The organism is Providencia sp. PROV236 (assembly GCF_033676985.1).
In the GTDB taxonomy this organism is placed as follows: domain Bacteria; phylum Pseudomonadota; class Gammaproteobacteria; order Enterobacterales; family Enterobacteriaceae; genus Providencia; species Providencia manganoxydans.
This window is the reverse complement of the sequence record NZ_CP096297.1, coordinates 944,499-961,958: the sequence shown is the minus strand read 5'-3', so window position 1 is coordinate 961,958 and position 17,460 is coordinate 944,499. Positions and strand designations below refer to the sequence as shown.

Here is a 17,460-nt window from a genome sequence, read left to right as displayed (position 1 = left end):
ACGGTAGAAAAGATTTATTTGAGGGAGTTCATTAACGAAATGCGTTGCTGTTCTAAAGAGGTCACTTTACCGCATACTTGCTGGCCAAATTGTTGGAAACTGTTCTCTTGATTTTTCCATTCAGCTTCCAGATCTTGTTGTAAACCACCTAAATTACCGAGTAAGCCTTGTAAAGCCTTACTGCTATCACCACCAGAAAGCAGTTGTTTACGTCCCATCTCATTGATGCTGTCTTGTAACATACCGCCTAAGCTATCATTAACTAATTGGCGCCCTTGTGTTTCTACTTTATTCATTGCTTGGTGATGGAATGCGTAGCCATCAGCACGTGTCTCAATTACCTGATTAATTTGACCATTCAGATCACTTTCAAGCTTAGTTAAGCGCTTACGCACATTACTGTCATTGCCAATCACACGGATCACAACCTTATCTAAGGTATTCCTTGAAGCTGACAGTTTCTTTTGTGTTTCTTGTTTGATCCATGGGATATCGTTACGAACAGCAGTTTGGTAACGAATAGCTTGCTGCCGCTGTTGCTCTGTTACCGCCACGTTTTGACCATTTAAAGTCACATCACCTTGGGGGGTAATTTTCAAATCGCCATTGCTACCAACGACCTGAATATTAGCAGGCGTCATAAAGATATCGTCTTTAGGCGTCACTGAACATTTATAATCAGCAGCTTGGCTGGTTGCACAAGCCAATAGTGAAAATGCAATTAAAGTACGGCGTAACATAGTAACTCCTATTGATGATACTTAAAATACAGAACGACCAATGCGTTTTGATAATAGTTCGAGAGCTGCACATCCAACAAGTGAGTTGCCTGCTGAGTCTAACTCAGGTGCCCATACCGCAACAGAGAACTGATTCGGCACAATACAAACAATTCCCCCACCAACCCCTGATTTACCCGGCATGCCAATACGAAAAGCAAATTCACCTGAGCCATCATACATACCACAAGTCATCATTAAGGCATTAATCTGCCGCGATTGTAACGGTGTAATGATAGGGTCAACTGAGCATGATGACATCCCTTGAGAGGTCAAATAAGAGAAGCAACGCGCAAGCTCTACACAGCTCATACTTAGAGAACAATAATGAAAGTAAGTTTCGAGAACTGTAAGTACATTATTCTCAAAATTACCAAATGACTTCATTAAAAAAGCAATTGCCGCATTACGACTAGCATGATCCAACTCTGAGCGCGCCACTGTCATGTCATAGCTAATATCAGGTTCACAGGCCAACTTTCGGACAAACTCTAACATGCGCTGCTTTGGAGCACTTAAACGTGACTGCAACATGTCAGCAATGACAATCGCCCCTGCGTTAATAAAAGGATTACGAGGGATGCCTTTTTCCATTTCTAATTGAATTAATGAATTAAATGGCAAACCTGAAGGCTCTTTACCTACACGGCTCCAAATTTCCTTTTCTTCATAGCGCGTCATTGCCAATGTCAAACTAAGTACTTTTGATATTGATTGAATGGAAAAACGAGTTTCAGCATCACCCGCCATAAAAATATCGCCATCAGCGGTATTAACAGCGATACCTAATTGATGAGGAGAGACATTCGCTAACGCTGGAATATAATTTGCCACGGCCCCTTTGCCCACTAAAGGCCGCACTTGGTCTAAAATATCGTTCAGTAGCTGATTGGAAAATTGACTGCTCACTGCACTTCACTCCAGAAAACAAAGGCACCCTATAAGGATGCCTTGAAGCTGCTAACAAAGCAGGATAACGACTGTTGTCCTGCTTAATGTTCAGTTCTGAACTTACTCTTCCCACCAAACATCAAATAGCTCTGAAACAACGATATCTTTCATGCCTTTTGATTTCAGCCAGTTTTCAACGATTGCACGGTGCTCTTCAGTACATTTACCGATTTTTTGTAGGCAAACAATTCCTTCCCAGCTCATATAACCGCTAGCTTCAAAAGCTAAACCATTTGGTTCAATCGCTTCTGCAATCAATGCATCAACTGCACGATCGACTTCTTCGATTGGTGTGCCTTCTTCAAAGCTCCACTTAACGATAAAACCTAATTCTTGAAATTCATCAATACGTAATTTTTTGCGTAAACGACGACTGCGTTGTTGCTTAGCCATTATTTTGTCCTCTCAAACATTAAATCCCATACACCGTGCCCCAACCGCTGGCCGCGCTTTTCAAATTTTGTTTCTGGTCGTGTCTCAGGGCGAGGAACATAATCCCCTGTTGTTGACAGGTTTTTATAGCCTTGAGCATGAGTCATGACTTCTAACATATGCTCCGCATAAGGTTGCCAATCTGTCGCCATGTGGAAAACACCACCTACCGCAAGCTTAGTGCGGATTTTATCAGCAAAAGGCGTTTGCACAATACGACGCTTATTGTGTTTCGCCTTATGCCATGGATCAGGAAAGAATAACTGAACCATCGATAAGCTCCCATCTGGGATCATCGTGTCCAATACTTCGATTGCATCGTGGCACATCACGCGCAAGTTAGTGATATTTTCTTCTTTAGCTGATGCTAGACATGCACCGACACCCGGCGCATGAACCTCGATCCCCAAAAAGTTTTTTTCAGGGTTTTGTGCCGCCATCGTAACTAAAGACGCGCCCATACCAAAGCCAATTTCTAATACAACTGGGTTGGCGTTATTAAAAACAGCGGTAAAATCGAAAGGTTGAGGAACAAAATCAATGCCCATAGCCTCCCATTCACTTTGTAGCGCATCTTCTTGGCGTTGTGTCAGACGACCTTGGCGACGGACAAAACTACGAACGCGGCGCATAACCCGCCCTTCTTCATTATATTCTGGGGAAATGACGTTATTGATCATAATATAAAAGTTCTGAGAATTAATTGCCTAATCAAGTAAATATGCTAAAAATGACGATATCTGCCTACTATTTTCAACAAGTTAGTAAAATGACTAATAATACAGGCTTGATAGAAAGAGCAGGGAGTTTACCAAAACTCAACCAAGGTTGCAGGTGAAAATTGGATAACTTTACACTCAACCACACAATAAGCGGTTTACAGCTCGTCTTGTCTATGTTGCAATCCTGACTAACACTGATTTCAACCGATTTAATAAAAATAATATACTCAATGGAAGCTCAACAATTTTCGCTCGCCGTGCTTAACTGGTATCACAAATACGGTCGTAAGACCTTGCCATGGCAAAAAGAAAAGACCTCTTATCATGTATGGCTCTCTGAAGTGATGCTCCAACAGACACAAGTCAGTACTGTTATCCCTTATTTTGAAAAATTTATTAGTCGTTTTCCGGATGTGAAAGCACTAGCAGATGCCCCATTGGATGAAGTACTTCATTTGTGGACTGGTTTGGGTTACTACGCTCGAGCCAGAAACCTCCATAAAGCCGCCAAAGTTATCGCCGAACAGTTTCAAGGGCAATTTCCAACCACATTTGATGATGTTGTCGCCCTACCCGGTGTTGGTCGCTCTACCGCAGGCGCGATCCTTTCTCTCTCTCAACAACAGAACTACCCGATACTCGACGGCAACGTTAAGCGAGTATTAGCTCGTTGCTATGCGGTTGATGGCTGGCCTGGAAAGAAAGAAGTCGAAAACCGATTGTGGGAAATCAGTACTAATGTAACACCTAACGAGGGTGTCGAGTTTTTTAACCAAGCTATGATGGATTTAGGTGCCATGGTTTGCACACGCAGCAAACCTAAATGTGAACTATGCCCCCTAAATTTAGGCTGTGTGGCATATGCAAATCACTCATGGCAAAACTATCCCGGTAAAAAACCAAAACAAAAAATTCCTGAAAAAACAGCTTGGTTCTTGATTTTACAATATGAAAACCAAGTATGGCTTGAACAGCGCCCACCTTCTGGTATCTGGGGAGGGCTATTCGCTTTCCCTCAATTTGAAACGCAACAACTGATGAACCAATGGCTTACCCAATCAGGGATAAAACATGATGTTCCAGAACAATTAATTGCGTTTCGCCACACTTTCAGCCATTTTCATCTGGATATTATTCCTGTTAAAGTGAGTATTCAGGCATTTACTTCAGCGATGGATGAAGGTAAAGGACTTTGGTATAACTTAAATCTCGGTGCAACAATCGGCCTCGCTGCGCCGGTTGAAAGCTTACTTCAACAGCTTGCCGTACCGCCTGATCTTCTGAGGAAAAAATAATGAGTAGAACTATTTTTTGTACTTTTTTACAACGTGATGCTGATGGGCAAGATTTCCAACTTTACCCAGGCGAGCTAGGAAAACGTATTTTTAATGAAATTTCAAAAGAAGCTTGGGGTCAATGGATGACAAAGCAAACCATGCTAATCAATGAAAAAAAATTGAACACGATGAATCCTGATGATCGTAAGATGCTTGAACAAGAAATGATTAAGTTCCTATTTGAAGGACACGATATTCATATCGACGGCTACACACCCGAAAAATAATTGATTGGTCTACCGACATTTTTTGGTAGACCGCTTTTTAAATACTGTGGAATATATGAAAAAACTGCTCGCATTGACGCTGCTGGTGCCTTTATTGATCTCCTGCTCCAGCAATAAAGAGTCTGATTATAATCCCAATTATGTGAAAGATACCAATGGGTTCGATATCCTTATGGGCCAATTTGCTCATAATATTGAAAACATTTGGGGGATCAAAGAAGTCCTGATTGCAGGACCAAAAGACTATGTAAAATATACTGATGAATACCGCACACGTAGTCATATCAATTTTGATGCAGGTACCATCACAGTAGAAACAATTTCTGCTGTAGAGCCCTCAGAACACCTAAAAAAAGCAATTGTTACCACCCTACTTATGGGTGATGACCCTAATTCTATCGATCTGTATTCTGATATTAATGATATCCCTCACAGTAAAGAGCCTTTCTTGTTTGGGCAAGTATTAGATAATACAGGTGAAGCCATTCGCTGGGAATGGCGAGCAACTAAATATGCAGACTACTTAGTTACTAACAAATTACAACGCCGTCAATCAGGTATGAATGTTGTCTGGAGTGTCACCATGCAGCTAGTACCTAACCACTTAGACAAACGTGCCCACAAATATTTACCGTTTATCAAAAAAGCTTCAGCTAAATATGGTGTTGATGAATCACTTATTTTAGCCATCATGCAAATTGAATCGAGTTTCAACCCTTATGCAGTTAGCCGTTCAGATGCATTGGGATTAATGCAGATCATGCCTAACACAGCAGGTAAAGATGTCTTCCGCTCACAAGGTAAGTCTGGTGTACCTAGCCGTAGTTACCTATTTGATCCTGAAAAAAATATCGATACGGGTACTGCCTATTTAGCAATTCTGCAAAACAGCTATTTGGGTGAGATCCAAAACCCAACCTCACGTCGTTATGCGGTAATAACAGCCTATAATGGTGGTGCTGGTAGTGTGCTAAGAGTGTTCCATAATGATAAAAAACAGGCCGCAGTCAAAATTAACAATTTAGAACCGGGTGACGTTTATGAAACCCTTTCAACTAAACACCCTGCTGCTGAGTCCCGCAATTATCTGATTAAAGTAAATAAGGCACAGAAAAACTATCGTCGTTAACAATGATAGTCTCTAGTACAAAAAACACTCGTTTAAACCTATCGTTTGCGAGTGTTTTTTATTTTTTCTGCTTTTTTATTATTCATCTTGCTCAATCATTGTCTAACATGTTGAAAAAAAGCGCATCCGGTAGAAAGTTTTGTGGATCTGCCTTGACTCCCACAGTGAAATCAGGTTTAATACGCCTCGTTGCCCGGATAGCTCAGTCGGTAGAGCAGGGGATTGAAAATCCCCGTGTCCTTGGTTCGATTCCGAGTCCGGGCACCACTTTCACTTCTACAGTGGTTCCCTCAAGTCAAGCAAACTCCTATATATTTCTTGCATTATCAATCATCTAACTTCACCGAACTCAACCTAAATTAAATGTCTGTTGGCAGCTTTTTCACGGACTCACCGTGTTTAATATAATTTATATCCCTTATTAAGACATTCAGCGCCTGCCAGATACAGACTACCAAACCTAAAGACAAAGAGTATAAACTCTCTAATGCGCGTGGGTTTTACCTTCTCGTTAAACCTAATAGCGCTCGTTTCTGGCAAATAAAATATCGCTTCGCAGGTAAAGAGAAAAAATTATCGCTTGGTGTATAACCTGATATTTCTCTTGCTGAGACCTCTCCTTTAGAAATAAGCACTTCCTGAGAGCTAACAAAAGCTTTCCGAAAATACAAACATCCCTATTACCCGTTTAGCCGATAAACACTGTTACTAACAGGAGTGAGAACGATTGAGATTAGAGCCGCTAGTTGGAGCGCGTTTGATTTTAATAATGCACTCCCGAAGGAAGAATAAAGATGCGCAGGCTACACTCTGCGCCTCTTTCTTAACAAGTGCCTGAGATATTAAAAGAAGTACATGTTTTTACGGATCAATATCAACCGATTTTTCCGGGAGCGCTGTAACGTTAATCAACCAATGAATGAAGCCAATATGAGCATGATTTTAAAGCGAATTGGGTATGATGGTTAAAAGACAAGGCATGACTTTCGCCACACCATGAATACAATCTTATATGAGCAAGGATTTAATAATGCATGGATTAAAACTCAACTGGCACATAAGGATAAAAACACTATTCAAGGCATCTATAACCATGTGCAATATTTGGAAAGAAGAAAAAAAATGATGCAGTGATATGCGGATTATATTGATGAGTCAGAGCATAAATCAAACTGAATAATTTCTTTATGCCATCTTTGCGAATATTCATAAAGGTGGTTATTACATAGATTTTATTTTTTATTTTGAATACTGATATCAAGCTATCATTTAACCTACTTCGACAAGTATACAGCCACCTGAACACCCACAACTGAGTAAATTGTGATTTTTTAAGTTTTTTTCGTAATACAGGCGCATGTTCGATAAACCAGCTATAAATCATCGAACGATGAAATGAAATCTCACGTTCACCTAGCATATCACTAATATTGGCATAGCTTAATAGTGTTGAGCTGTACCAACATAAACATCAAAGGGTAATCGTAGTGCGAAATGCTTACATTTGAACTCATTTGGTAGTATGAGTTTTTCTAAAGAGCTAATCAACAGCGTGAGTGTTTCTTATTTAGATAATTTTTGTAGCAAGCCCCTAGAAATAGAGCGGCATTGCCGCGATGCTTACACCTACGGCAAGCTTATTTTCAAACGCCAGATGAGTTTAATAAATAAACATATACAAATCAATTCATTATGATATTTCATGGTATTTTTATAAAATTAATTTTTCATTATAAAAGCAGTCACAGAAAGGCCTAAAAGGGTATTTGCGAATAAATAGGGAATGGTTAAAGAACCTAAAATAGGTGTATTTTTTTGCTTTTACCCACACATATGTTACAAGATAATGCAAATTATTAATATGTGTTAATTTCAGATTAAACTATTGTTTTTTTATTTTCTTATGAATTATAAATCTACATTTACGTTATCAAGTTTTGACTAATTAAAATTTTAAAAAATTAATTTTCCTAATTTAACCACTTGATATTCAGCTAAATTTAAAAAAGTATTAAGAGTTGTAACATGACAGTAATTACGGAAAAGTCCGATAGAGGGCGTTTGATTTTTAATCCTTACACTTTATAATTGTACCGAGTTAAACCTGATATGTTATATATTTTCATTTAATTACTAATTTTAAATTGGTAATTATTTTCATCCATTGGAAAGATTACTAATATGAATTTTGAAAAAAATAAAACTAATAGTCAGTGCGATAACCAGGACAATCAATTTTCAATTTACTGTGGAGCTGTTATTAAAAAAATCAGAAAAGAGTCTGGAATAACTGGCACCGAACTAGCCAAGAAATTAAATATTTCGCAGCAACAGATGTCTCGATATGAACGAGGTATTAATAAGATTTCAGTAGATACGTTATTTAATTTATCAATAGCATTGAATGTCCCATATGAAAAAGTAATTAAAAATGCTTTACTTGAAATGGAAAAATCAAATTGTGATGATGAGTCAATGTTGAAAAAGTTAATAATGGCTTCTAATACCGTTCATTTTTATTAATCATAATAGAATAAATGTTTTGTAGTAATAGAAATAAATCAAGTTATTTACTTATAATTCATAGAGGAATATATGAAAAAAATTTTTTTATTAGCATTAGTTTCTGGTGTTATGAGCTCTTCTGTATTTGCTGCGGATATGGGCCATGGAAAAGTGAATTTTAAAGGCTCCATTATTGATGCACCATGTTCTATTTCACCAGATTCAATTGATCAAACTGTTGAACTTGGGCAAATATCAAATATAGCGTTAGTTTCTGGCGGTAAGTCTAGCCCAAAAACTTTTGATATCGCTTTAGAAAATTGCGATATAGCAGCATTAGAAAAAGGCGTTCAATTAACATTTAGCGGTGCAGCGGCTTCATTTGATAATACAAATAAAACTTTAGGTATCGTTGGTACTGGTGCAGGAGCAGGTATACAAATTACAAATGGGGGTGGAAATATCATTACGTTAGGTACACCAACACCATTCCAAGATATTCAAGATGGAAATAATACCCTGCGTTTCTCGGCGTATTTAATGGGTAATGGTGGTGATATTAAAACTATTACTGCCGGTGAATTTAGCTCTATAGCTGACTTTACGCTGTCATACGAATAATCAATATTTAGTAGCTAGCAAAAAAGGATATTTTGCTGGCTTATTTCAAATGGAAACCAGCGTAGGAGAGGAAGCTATGAAATATTTAATGATCAGTAGGCTGCTTTCGTTGAGTCTTAGTATGTATTCTCTCATAAATATTTCCCCTGCCAATGCACTAGGTTTGGTAAAGATGAGTGGCAGTATCATTGAAACAGCCTGTGCTATTGATGTTGGTAGCCGTGATCAAACTATTAATATGGGAAGCCTCTCTCTGAGTGATATCCGTCGAGATGGTCAAGGCCCAGTACATCCGTTTGTTATTAAGTTAGTTAATTGTGTTCTTGAACGTCAAAACCCGAATCAACCTAATTGGCAATACTTTCGAGTCACCTTTGATGGTGCACATCAACACGGATTATTTAGTGTGAATGGACAAGCCAAAGGTGTTGGACTACAAATTCAACGTAATGATGGCGGAGAAATTATTGTTCCAGGACAAGCTCTATCTGCTCAAACTTTGACGCAAGGTTCCCGTGATTTAGCTTACGAATTAAGGTTGGTAGCTAATCATACTCCATTAGTATCAGGGCAGTACTACAGCCAATTAAGCTTTAAATTGGATTATGAATAATCCAATTATTAATTTTATATGTCAAAACCAAGTATTGATTTTGAATCAAAAAGCTAAATGGTTTTATTAATAAAAAAGAAATAAGAAGGTCGAGATGATGGCCCTAGGTTTTATTCATATGCCGTTGTTACGGGTAAGCCGTCCTCGGTTGATGGGACTACTTATTGCTTTATCCCTAAGTTGTAATAGCTACGCTGAGCAGATTGAATTTAATACTGATATTTTAGATGTCAATGATCGCGCAAATATTAATTTAGCTCAGTTTTCACGTCCAGGCTTTTTAATGCCAGGGGAATATCGTTTTTCTATTTTTATAAATAAGCATCAACTACCTGAACAAACCGTATTTTATTATGTACCCGATGGTCAGACAGATGAGAGCGAGGCCTGTTTAAGCCCTACATTAGTTGAGCAACTTGCACTTAAACCTGATTTATTGCCAACCCTAAAATGGTGGCATGATGGGCAGTGTTTATCACTAGAAAGCTTACCGGGCACTGAAGTTAAAGGGGATTTAGCTGTTTCCGCTTTATATATCAGTTTACCACAAGCGTATTTGGAATATACAGCCGAAAACTGGGATCCACCTGCTCGTTGGGAAGATGGATTACCTGGCGCTCTTTTTGATTATAACCTCAATGCACAGGTTGGTCAGCAAACTCGAGGTGGACAACGAACAAATGTCAGTGCCAGCGGTAATGGTGTTGCGGGTGTTAACTTAGGTGTATGGCGTATGCGTGCTGATTGGCAAATGCGTTTAGACAAACAGCAAGGACAAGATACTTCTAGTTCATTAGATTGGTCTCGATACTATGTCTACCGTGCAATTAAATCTCTCGGGGCAAAACTCACTTTAGGTGAAGATTATTTAGCCTCAGATATTTTTGACAGTTTTCGATTTACGGGACTCAGCCTGATCACCGACATCAATATGTTACCACCTAATTTACGGGGATATGCCCCCGAAATAACAGGTGTAGCTAAAAGTAATGCTACCGTTATTGTGAGCCAGCAAGGCCGTATTATTTATCAAACACAAGTTGCCGCTGGCCCTTTTCGTATTCAAGACTTAAATGATGCACTATCCGGTGAGATTAATGTTGAAGTTAAAGAACAAGATGGCTCAATTCAAACGTTTACGGTGAATACAGCCAGTGTTCCTTATCTCACTCGCCCAGGCCAATTGCGTTATAAGCTTGCCGCTGGACGTCCAACTGATTGGCGCCACCACGTGAGCGGTGAAACATTTGCCAGCGGCGAGTTTTCGTGGGGAGTAAATAACGGTTGGTCATTATATGGTGGCGGCGTTGCAGCGGAGAATTATGCTTCCGCTGCGGTTGGTATCGGTCGAGATCTGATGATGTTTGGCGCGCTGTCTTTTGATATCACCCATGCGCGTTCACGGTTAAAAGGGTTAACTGAAGTCGGCGATAAAACGTATCACGGTAATTCATATCGCTTGAGCTATTCAAAACGATTTGATGCCTACAATAGCCAAGTGACATTTGCAGGATATCGTTTTGCTGAGCAAGGTTTTATGAGTATGTCTGAGTACTTAAATGCCCAGTCTACGGGTGTCCGCCAGTATAGCAATAAGGAAATGTATACGGTTTCCTATAACCAACAATTTCCGGAGTTGGGGCTCAGTGCCTATATAAACTATTACCATCAAACCTACTGGGATCAGCCTGATAATGACCGTTATAGTCTGTCTTTAGCACGTTATTTTGATATCGGGAAATGGAAAAATTTAAGTGTTAACCTGACGGCTTATCGAAATCGTTATCAGCAGACTAATGATGATGGCGCCTACCTTTCCCTTTCATTACCTTGGGGGGAGAGTGGCTCGCTTAGCATGAACAGCAGTTGGGATGAGCGTGATAATTCTCAACGAGTCAGTTATTACGATCGATTAGATGAACGTACTAATTACCAATTAAGTACCGGATGGTCTCGTTCTGGTGGGTTAGTGAGTGGTTATTACACACATCAAGCTGATTTGGCTCAAATAAATGCAAATGCCACTTATCAGCAAGATAGATATCGTTCTGCTGGCTTATCACTTCAAGGTGGTTTTACGGCGATTAAGCAAGGTGTGGTGATGCATCGTGGTAATCAGCTTGGTGGGACTCGAATTTTTGTTGATACGGATGGTGTTCCGAATATCCCATTACGAGGTTATGGCTCAACTATTCGAACAAACTATTTTGGTCAGGCTGTATTAACAGATGTGAACAGTTATTACCGTAATCAGGTCAGTGTCGATTTAAATACATTACCTGAAGATGCTCAGGTATCACAATCGATTAAGCAAGGTACCTTAACAGAAGGTGCTATTGGTTACCGCCAGTTTGATGTTGTCGCTGGACACAGTGCAATGGCCTTATTGCGTTTATCTGATAATAGTTTTCCCCCATTTGGAGCACAAGTTTTCAATATAAAAGGCCAACAAGTGGGAATGGTGGGGGATGATGGGAGTACGTATTTAACTGGGCTCAACCCTAACGATAAATTACAAGTTCATTGGGATGACAAAGCACAATGTGAAATCACCTTACCTAAAATATTACCGAAGAGTGACACGTTGTTGACGAATTGGTTATTACCGTGCGATGCGACTGGCATCTTACCCATAGAGCAGACACAGATAGTTGTTGAATCGAATACAGCGAGTTTACCGTCATTATCTACGCCTCATTCATTAATTTCTGAGGTATCAGATAAGTCGGGTTTGGCCAGCTCACCGAGCTGGTTAAGAAAATAAAAAATAACATGATTGAAGAAGATTATCCCTACTTCATACTAAGGTAAAAAATATGTTACAGAGTAATAAAACCAATAAAAAAATTCATCACCCAATTGCCATTTTTTGGGTTGGGGCAGCGTTGATATCCGCAACACTGTCTTCCGCACAAGCTGCAGTCGCTTTAGATCGCACACGTGCAATTATGACGGGTGAAGATAAATCTATTAGCTTAAATATCAGTAATGAAAATAAACAATTACCTTATTTAGCGCAAGGCTGGATTGAAAATGCCCAAGGTGAAAAAATCACGGAACCTTTTACGGTATTACCTCCCGTTCAGCGTGTTGAGCCTGGTGCTAAAAGCCAAGTAAAAATTCAAGCACTACCGAGTGTCGCGTCGCTGCCGCAAGACAGGGAATCCGTTTATTATTTCAATCTACGTGAAATCCCACCTAAAAGTGATAAACCGAACACACTTCAGCTGGCATTACAAACACGAATTAAGTTGTTTTATCGCCCAAAGGCGATCATTCCAACTCGCCAACAAATGGATAATCCATGGCAAGAAAAAATCACCCTCACTCGTCAAGGTGACCAATACAGTGTGGAGAATCCAACGCCGTATTTTGTAACGCTTGTTGATGCTGCTTCAGTGAAAGATGGAAAAACAGTCGCGGGGTTTGAACCGTTGATGGTTGCACCTAAAAGCAGTTTGCTTATGGGGGGGAGTACAAAAGCCTTAGGAAGTAAGCCTGTACTCACTTATATCAATGATTATGGTGGGCGACCAACGTTGATGTTTACTTGTCAAGATAATCGCTGTCATGTGGTATCAGATAAACAGTAGCTTAGAACAAGATGACGTTAAAGCAGATTTCAACGCAGGAGAGCCTCATGAAAGAAGCCAATAAGATACCTCATTGTATGATGGCGTGCGGTTTAGGATTGTCCTTACTCAGTAGCACAGCACTCAGTGCTGAACTCGATAAAGTGGATAACTGGGATGTCGATGGTGCTAATGGCACATTATATGTACACGGAGCTTTAACGGAAAGTGCTTGTCGATTAGCGATGTCGTCAGCATATCAAACAGTTGAACTGGGGATATTAGGCACAGGGCAATTACAGAAAGTTGGTCAAACAGGTACCCCTGTCGCGGTACAACTGCGTTTAGAAGATTGTTTAAGTGGTGAAAGTCGTAATCGTAATAAACTCGGAAACTTATTGTGGAGTCCTGATATGCCTGCAATGAAAATTCGTTTTTTGGCAGAGGCGGACAATCAAAGCCCACAATTAGCTGCCGTTACGGGGGCGCAAGGAATCGCATTACAATTGAGTAATGCTTCTTATCATCCTATTGCAATAGGGCAATACAGTACTCCTGAGCTCGTTTCTCCAGGGCAGAATCAATTGACTTATTATATTACCCCGATCCGTACTACAGCAGGATTAAGTTCGGGAGCTTATCAAGCAATTATTCGCTTTCAGGTCAGTTATGATTAGGAGTTAACGATGTTATTGATACAGCATTTGACCATAGGGATTAAAGGCTTTATTACGCTCAGCTTTCTTTTTTTTAGCTCGCTGTTATTTGAAAGTCTATTTCATGTCGTACGTGCCGATACTGCAAATCTGAATTTAACGTTGACCATTACGATGCCTCCACAGTGTACGTTTGGTGGTGGTAGTTCAATACAAATTGTACGTTTTGAAGAGGTACAACAAGGATTAATTGATGGAGTGAGTTATAAGCGAACTCCTATTGATACCGGGTTATCTTGCAGTGCATTAGAAAAAAATGCGTTGAATATGTCGTTGTCATGGGATCCGGTAACCTTTAATGGCGTTTCTGCTATCAGTACAAACCGAACAAATTTGGGTATTGCCATTTATCGGGATTCGACTCGCTTAAGTAACGGCGCATCAATTAACTTTACCTATGGCAATTCTCCGAACTTGTATGCGGTACCGATAAAACCTAGTGGTGTAATGCTTAGTGATGCGGGATCTTTCACTGGCACAATGACTGTGACGTTAAATTATCAATAAATGTGGGACTATCTCATGAATAATACTCTCTTTGTTCGGTGTTTTATCGGCCTGCTTTGTTTATTAAGTCCGATATTATCACGAGCATTGGATGTCTATTTTACAGGAACATTGGTTGTCACGCCGCCAGAATGTACCGTGAATAGTGGTACAGTGGCAAATGTGAATTTTGGCGATATCCATGAAACACTGATTGACAATAGCAGTTATAAACGCACACGTATTGATTACACCTTAAATTGTACACATGTCTATAGCAATGCATTAAAAATGACGGTCAGTTGGAACCCGATTACGCTAAATGGGCAAAATGTCATTCGTACTGGTCGAACGAATCTCGGGATAGCGGTTTATCAGGATTCGACTCGATTAAGTAATGGTGATGTTGTGAATTTCACTTATGGTAGCAATCAGCCCGCGCTTTATGCGGTGCCAGTAAAACCCTCGGGAACAGTATTAACTGACGGCGGAAATTTTAATGGGACATTAACTTTTGTGGTGGATTACCGTTAAGGAGAATAAGATGAAATTTATTTACCGACAACAAGTGGCACTCTGCTTTTTTTGTGTAATAAGCTCTCCATTTGCATTAGGGTTAGAGGCAAACCTTTACGGTAATTTAATTGTGACGCCACCTGAATGCATTCTAAATAACAATGCTCAAGCAGCGATTCATTTTGGTGATATTTTATTAACGCGCATTGACGGTGATAACTACTTACAAACATTGCCATTGAGTCTATCGTGCACAGGATTAGCAAAAAATAATCTAACATTGACATTAAAAGGTGATGCGACATCGTTTAATAGCGGTGAAGAATTAAAAACAAGCAACGATAAACTAGGCATTGCTTTTTATGTCAATAATGTTCGACAAGCGATTAATAAACCAGTGAATATTAATTACACCTCTTTGCCTTCTTTAAAAGCCGCACCGATTAAAAATATGAGCGAGGGCTTTAATGATACAGATGGCGGTAGTTTTACTGCATTGGCGACATTAAAGGTGGACTATCAATGAAAAAGTCACTGATAAGCACAAGTCAACGTTATTTATGTAGTGTAGGCGGGCTCTTCATGATGATGTCCTCAGCAGTAGAAGCTAATTGGTTTTTTGATGGTACGCTCGTACTCCCTCCTGCCTGTGAATTAGGGCAAACTAATCCCGTACGCGTTTCTTTTGGAAAGGTAGGGGTCCGTAAAGTGGATGGGAATCTATTTAAACAAGACATACCGTATCAATTGAATTGCCAAGGTGACTTAACTCAACCGTGGAATGTGACATTGACGTTCAGTGGAATACTTGCTGGTTCGGGATTTGATAATGCAACATTACGCACAATTAGCCCTATGAATAACGGAAAATTAGGTATTCAAATTCAAAAGGACGGGATACCGTTAGAACTGAACAAAGCGTTTGCAATTAACAGTTCAAAGCCACCAAAATTATCGGCGGTTCCGATTAAGCGCGCAGGAACGGAGCTGGTTGGTGATAATTTTTCTGCGACCGGGACATTGACCATCGATTTTCAATGAAACGATAAAAGGGAAATAAGAAAAATGCAAATACCATTACGTCAATTATGGTCTTTAGTCTTGTCACTAAGTCTAGTTGGAGTACCGCTTTGTGCGCAGTCGGAAACCGTACAATTTGATGGAACATTGGTTGAGGACGCTTGTGAAGTATATCCTGGCGATGAAAATATCGAATTGGATTTTGGTACTATTGTAGACAAATATTTGTATTTGAATACACGAACACACAGCCAGCCATTTACAATTAGGTTAATTAATTGTGATTTAGTGTTGGGTAAAGAAGTTCAAGTAACCTTTATGGGAACTGAAAGTACAGCATTACCCGGATTATTAGCACTTAATGCAGGGAGCCAAGCAAATGGGATCGCTATTGGTTTTGAAACTCAAAGTGGCGAACCTATCTCGTTAAATAGATCAAAGGACTATACTCAACAACTCAAAGTCAGTGACACCAATAACATCAATTTGAAAGCTTATGTTCAAGGCGAACCTAACGCCCTTCGCGATAAATCCATTGCACGCGGAACTTTCGAGGCTACTACCACTTTTATTCTTGAATATGAATAACTCTAAAGAAATGGCTAATTTTTTGTTAACTATTCAAAATAACAATACTACATAAATATAACAGGAGTTATATATGTCAAAATATAGAATGCAGACAAGCTTATATATATTATTTCTATTAATCATCAGTTTTAATACGTCAGCTGATTCATCTGTAGACTTTGGTCCTAGACCTTACATGAATGCAGTAGTCAGTAATGGTGGTACAGGGCAGATGACAGAAGTAGGATACAAAGCTCCGGGAAGTGGTGATCCAAAGAGTGTCAGAATTGGGTTAGAAGCTTCTGGTTATATTCCAAATAGAGGGAATATAACAGTGTATTACGAAAGACTTTCAACTAATGAATGTAATGGCCGATTGGGTAGCTACACATCAGCAATAAATACAATAACAAATATAATGAATAATAAAATAAGTATTCCATATATATCAGGTGATTCTGTGGCTTTAGAATTGATGGACACTATTAATATAGATTTTATTTACGCCTGTTATGATTCAATGAACAGGGCTTCTGCACATATAGTAAGAAGTAGTCGGCGTGGGGATATTGAAATTGTGAATCCCCCAAATAAAAAAAACACATGTACACTAAACGACCAATTATTAAACTTTACATTTTTAGCAAATGCATTAGATGTAAATGGTGCTAAACAAAATAGAAACTTAACTATAAATTGTAGCAATGGGGATGCAAGAGACTATACCTTGAAATTAACCTCTTCTCGGGTAGATCAAAATGGGAATTTAAGTTTTGGGAATAGTGTAGCAGCTAAAATAGCTATTAATGGTACTGATATTAGTGCGAATAGTTCAGGTATTGAATTAAATGCTCTAGAAACAACAAACCTTAATGTCACAGCTAGTTTAGTTGGTGTAGCGCTAACTTCAGGAGAATCTTCAGCATCCGGAGTCTTAGTTTTAGAAGCCAAATGAGCACCCCATCACAAGCAGTGAGGTATTAACACCAAAGGCCAACTACTGATATCACGTTCAAGGAGCTAGGAATATCCCGCTAAGTAATTGATACTCACAGCAGCGCACTCGACGTCTAGGAGTTTTAAAGTTTCAGAAGAGGCAGACATAATATGGGGGATACAAAACTAAAATTCCCTTTCATAGCTAAGTCATATCTGCAAATTTGTAATTTTTATTCAACTACCGATTGATAAAATACGAATAAAGAAAATAACGCTTCTCTGGGTTATTCATTTGCATAATTTTAGTTTTTATGTTAGCTCGATT

19 protein-coding genes, 1 tRNA gene and 2 pseudogenes are annotated in these 17,460 nt (G+C 39.2%); 17 read left to right on the top strand and 5 right to left on the bottom strand.

Going from position 1 to position 17,460, the window contains the following annotated elements; translation table 11 throughout:
• Window positions 1-14 precede the first annotated feature (14 nt).
• The 4 genes from M1E96_RS04150 to trmB all read right to left on the bottom strand — a co-directional run bounded on the left by M1E96_RS04150 (window position 15) and on the right by trmB (window position 2,842).
• A complete protein-coding gene (locus M1E96_RS04150; protein ID WP_140182043.1) occupies window positions 15-740 on the bottom strand; it encodes a DUF2884 family protein in 726 nt (241 codons plus the stop codon).
• 21 nt (window positions 741-761) lie between these two features.
• Entirely contained in the window at window positions 762-1,688 is a 927-nt protein-coding gene (gene glsB / locus M1E96_RS04145; RefSeq protein WP_070926578.1) for a glutaminase B, read from the bottom strand.
• A gap of 102 nt (window positions 1,689-1,790) precedes the next feature.
• A complete protein-coding gene (locus M1E96_RS04140; RefSeq protein WP_070926580.1) occupies window positions 1,791-2,123 on the bottom strand; it encodes a YggL family protein in 333 nt (110 codons plus the stop codon).
• Window positions 2,123-2,842 (bottom strand): tRNA (guanosine(46)-N7)-methyltransferase TrmB, encoded by a 720-nt coding sequence (gene trmB, locus M1E96_RS04135; protein ID WP_070926582.1) that lies wholly within the window; start codon window positions 2,840-2,842, stop codon window positions 2,123-2,125. The genes M1E96_RS04140 and trmB overlap by 1 nt, the downstream gene beginning before the upstream one ends.
• A gap of 272 nt (window positions 2,843-3,114) precedes the next feature.
• Here trmB and mutY point away from each other — a divergent pair, with 272 nt between their 5' ends.
• The 5 genes and pseudogenes from mutY (at window position 3,115) to M1E96_RS04110 (ending at window position 6,711) form a co-directional block, all read left to right on the top strand.
• Window positions 3,115-4,179: an A/G-specific adenine glycosylase gene (gene mutY / locus M1E96_RS04130; protein ID WP_070926584.1), complete on the top strand. Its 1,065-nt coding sequence runs from the start codon at window positions 3,115-3,117 to the stop codon at window positions 4,177-4,179.
• Window positions 4,179-4,448 (top strand): oxidative damage protection protein, encoded by a 270-nt coding sequence (locus M1E96_RS04125; protein ID WP_070926586.1) that lies wholly within the window; start codon window positions 4,179-4,181, stop codon window positions 4,446-4,448. The genes mutY and M1E96_RS04125 overlap by 1 nt, the downstream gene beginning before the upstream one ends.
• A gap of 55 nt (window positions 4,449-4,503) precedes the next feature.
• Window positions 4,504-5,577 (top strand): membrane-bound lytic murein transglycosylase MltC, encoded by a 1,074-nt coding sequence (gene mltC / locus M1E96_RS04120; RefSeq protein WP_070926588.1) that lies wholly within the window; start codon window positions 4,504-4,506, stop codon window positions 5,575-5,577.
• A 191-nt stretch (window positions 5,578-5,768) separates the two neighbouring features.
• Window positions 5,769-5,844 (top strand) — tRNA-Phe (locus tag M1E96_RS04115).
• A 153-nt stretch (window positions 5,845-5,997) separates the two neighbouring features.
• Window positions 5,998-6,711, top strand: a pseudogene (locus tag M1E96_RS04110) (tyrosine-type recombinase/integrase).
• A gap of 178 nt (window positions 6,712-6,889) precedes the next feature.
• Here M1E96_RS04110 and M1E96_RS04105 read toward each other — a convergent pair.
• Window positions 6,890-7,101, bottom strand: a pseudogene (locus tag M1E96_RS04105) (IS6 family transposase); the annotation flags it as partial.
• 657 nt (window positions 7,102-7,758) lie between these two features.
• Between M1E96_RS04105 and M1E96_RS04100 the strand changes: the two are divergent.
• The 12 genes from M1E96_RS04100 (at window position 7,759) to M1E96_RS04045 (ending at window position 17,151) form a co-directional block, all read left to right on the top strand.
• The gene (locus tag M1E96_RS04100; protein WP_272580320.1) at window positions 7,759-8,100 is read left to right on the top strand and encodes a helix-turn-helix domain-containing protein; all 342 of its coding nucleotides are present in this window, start codon (window positions 7,759-7,761) and stop codon (window positions 8,098-8,100) included.
• A 72-nt stretch (window positions 8,101-8,172) separates the two neighbouring features.
• A complete protein-coding gene (locus tag M1E96_RS04095; protein WP_369427378.1) occupies window positions 8,173-8,703 on the top strand; it encodes a fimbrial protein in 531 nt (176 codons plus the stop codon).
• 172 nt (window positions 8,704-8,875) lie between these two features.
• Window positions 8,876-9,316, top strand: coding sequence for a fimbrial protein (locus M1E96_RS04090; RefSeq protein ID WP_272580322.1), 441 nt, complete (start codon window positions 8,876-8,878; stop codon window positions 9,314-9,316).
• A gap of 94 nt (window positions 9,317-9,410) precedes the next feature.
• The gene (locus M1E96_RS04085) at window positions 9,411-12,080 is read left to right on the top strand and encodes an outer membrane usher protein (protein WP_272580323.1); all 2,670 of its coding nucleotides are present in this window, start codon (window positions 9,411-9,413) and stop codon (window positions 12,078-12,080) included.
• 52 nt (window positions 12,081-12,132) lie between these two features.
• Complete coding sequence (locus M1E96_RS04080) at window positions 12,133-12,909, top strand: fimbria/pilus periplasmic chaperone (RefSeq protein ID WP_272580324.1); 777 nt, start codon at window positions 12,133-12,135, stop codon at window positions 12,907-12,909.
• Between the two features lie 47 nt (window positions 12,910-12,956).
• Entirely contained in the window at window positions 12,957-13,565 is a 609-nt protein-coding gene (locus M1E96_RS04075) for a fimbrial protein (protein WP_272580325.1), read from the top strand.
• Window positions 13,566-13,574: 9 nt separating this feature from the next.
• Window positions 13,575-14,111, top strand: a complete 537-nt coding sequence (locus tag M1E96_RS04070; RefSeq protein WP_272580326.1) for a fimbrial protein — start codon at window positions 13,575-13,577, stop codon at window positions 14,109-14,111.
• A 15-nt stretch (window positions 14,112-14,126) separates the two neighbouring features.
• A complete protein-coding gene (locus M1E96_RS04065; protein ID WP_272580327.1) occupies window positions 14,127-14,624 on the top strand; it encodes a fimbrial protein in 498 nt (165 codons plus the stop codon).
• A gap of 10 nt (window positions 14,625-14,634) precedes the next feature.
• Window positions 14,635-15,132: a fimbrial protein gene (locus tag M1E96_RS04060; protein WP_272580328.1), complete on the top strand. Its 498-nt coding sequence runs from the start codon at window positions 14,635-14,637 to the stop codon at window positions 15,130-15,132.
• Between the two features lie 56 nt (window positions 15,133-15,188).
• A complete protein-coding gene (locus M1E96_RS04055) occupies window positions 15,189-15,647 on the top strand; it encodes a fimbrial protein (protein WP_272580329.1) in 459 nt (152 codons plus the stop codon).
• Between the two features lie 24 nt (window positions 15,648-15,671).
• Window positions 15,672-16,214 (top strand): fimbrial protein, encoded by a 543-nt coding sequence (locus M1E96_RS04050; protein ID WP_272580330.1) that lies wholly within the window; start codon window positions 15,672-15,674, stop codon window positions 16,212-16,214.
• Window positions 16,215-16,287: 73 nt separating this feature from the next.
• Window positions 16,288-17,151, top strand: a complete 864-nt coding sequence (locus M1E96_RS04045) for a hypothetical protein (protein WP_272580331.1) — start codon at window positions 16,288-16,290, stop codon at window positions 17,149-17,151.
• Window positions 17,152-17,460 lie beyond the last annotated feature (309 nt).